Below are 1,814 nucleotides of genomic sequence, written 5' to 3'. Positions count from 1 at the left end.
TGCGCGGGGTGCGTGCGACGAGCAGGTCGTCGAGGAACCGGCGTCGCTCGGAGGGATCGCCCTTCACGAGCGAGAGGTCCTCCGGGGCGAACAGCACCGTGCGCAGCAGACCGAGCACCTCGCGCGGGCGGGGCACCGGGGAGCGGTTGATGCGGGCGCGGTTGGCGCGGCCCGGGTTGATCTCGAGCTCGACGATCGTGTCGCGGTCGTCCCGTGCGACCTTCGCGCGGACGACGGCGCGCTCGGCACCGAGCCGCACGAGCGGCGCATCGGTGGCCACGCGGTGGCTGCCGAGAGTGGCGACGTACCCCACGGCCTCGACGAGGTTGGTCTTGCCCTGGCCGTTCTGCCCGATGAGCGAGGTGATGCCCGGGCGCAGGTCGAGGTCGACCTGCGTGTAGCAGCGGAAGTCGGTGAGCGACAGGGCGGTGACGTGCACGCGCTCGCTGCTCCTTGCTTCCGACGGGACGACTGGCGGGCTCAGCCCGACAGGCGCACCGGCATGAGGAGGTAGCGGTACGCCGGAGCACCCTCGCTGGATCCGCCCGTGAGGACGGCCGGGCGCGTGGACGTGGTGAACGACAGCTTGGTGGTCGCGTCGTCGAGCGCGGACAGGCCGTCGAGGAGGTACTGCGGGTTGAACGCGATCTCGATGGCGTCGCCGTCGACCGCGCACTCCACGGCCTCGGTGGCCTGGGCCTCGTCGCCGGCGCCGGCGCGCAGCTCGACCTCGCCGCCGGAGAACGTGAGGCGCACGGGGGTGTTGCGCTCGGCCACCAGCGACACGCGCTTCACGGCGTCGACGAGCGCGCCGGTCTCGACCGACGCGACGGTGGCCGACTCGCTGGGCAGGAGGGCGCGGTACTTCGGGAACTCGCCGTCGAGCAGACGCGTGGTGGTGCGGCGGCCGTCTCCCTCGAAGCCGAGCAGGCCGTCGCCCGCGCCGGAAGCCGACAGGGCCAGGTGCACGAGGTCGCAGTGCGCGAGCGACTTCGCGGTGTCGGCGAGGGTGCGGGCCGGGATGAGCGCGTTGGTCTCGAGGCCGGACACCTCCGGGGTCCACTGCAGCTCGCGGACGGCGAGGCGGTAGCGGTCGGTCGCGGCGAGGGTGATCGACGAGCCGTCGATCTCGACGCGGATGCCGGTGAGCGTGGGGAGGGTGTCGTCGCGGCCGGCGGCGATGGCCACCTGCGCCACCGCGGCAGCGAGGGTGACGCCGGGGATAGTGCCGGACGCACCAGGCATGTCGGGCAGCGACGGGTAGTCGTCGACCGGCAGGGTGGGGAGCGTGAACGACGACCGCCCGCAGCGGACCTCGACGCGGCTGCCCTCGGACGTGATCGTCACCGGGGCGGCGGGCAGGGCGCGGGCGATGTCGGCGAGCAGACGGCCGGAGACGAGGACCGTGCCCGGCTCGTCGACGTCGGCAGCCACGGTCACGCGGCCCGAGACCTCGTAGTCGAAGCTCGACAGCGTGAGCCCGGCGGGACCGGCCTCGACCAGAAGGCCCGCGAGCATCGGCATGGAGGGGCGGCTCGGCAGGGTGCGGGCCGCCCAGGCGACAGCGTCGGCAAGGACGTCGCGCTCGAGCCGGAACTTCACGATTACTCCCAAGGCAGGGCCCCGCCGGATGGCGGGGTGGAACTACGACGTGCGCGCTTTCTACACGGGTCACACCCGTGCGGTCGACCGCGCCGGTTCCGGAAGGACCGGCGATGATCGAGGGGAAGCCGGCCCCATGCTTCCACGGCCCGCCCACACTGCGCAGGCGGCACCCCGCACCCGGGGGTGTGCCCGGTGCGAAGCGTCCTCGC

2 protein-coding genes are annotated in these 1,814 nt (G+C 73.4%); both read right to left on the bottom strand.

All coding sequences use genetic code 11. The features are described 5' to 3' along the window. Positions 1-439: AAA family ATPase (locus ACFQGU_RS16685; RefSeq protein ID WP_386768831.1), on the bottom strand; the 439-nt coding region annotated here is incomplete at its 3' end. A 41-nt stretch (positions 440-480) separates the two neighbouring features. Then, positions 481-1,602 carry a DNA polymerase III subunit beta gene (gene dnaN / locus ACFQGU_RS16680; protein WP_386768830.1) on the bottom strand — a complete coding sequence of 374 codons (1,122 nt, stop codon included), beginning with the start codon at positions 1,600-1,602 and terminating at the stop codon, positions 481-483. Positions 1,603-1,814: the final 212 nt, after the last annotated feature.

Origin of the sequence: Longivirga aurantiaca (assembly GCF_042660085.1) — a bacterium.
Taxonomy (GTDB): domain Bacteria; phylum Actinomycetota; class Actinomycetes; order S36-B12; family CAIYMF01; genus Longivirga; species Longivirga aurantiaca.
The sequence above is the reverse complement of the archived record's forward strand: the minus strand, read 5'-3'. Positions and strand labels throughout refer to the sequence as shown.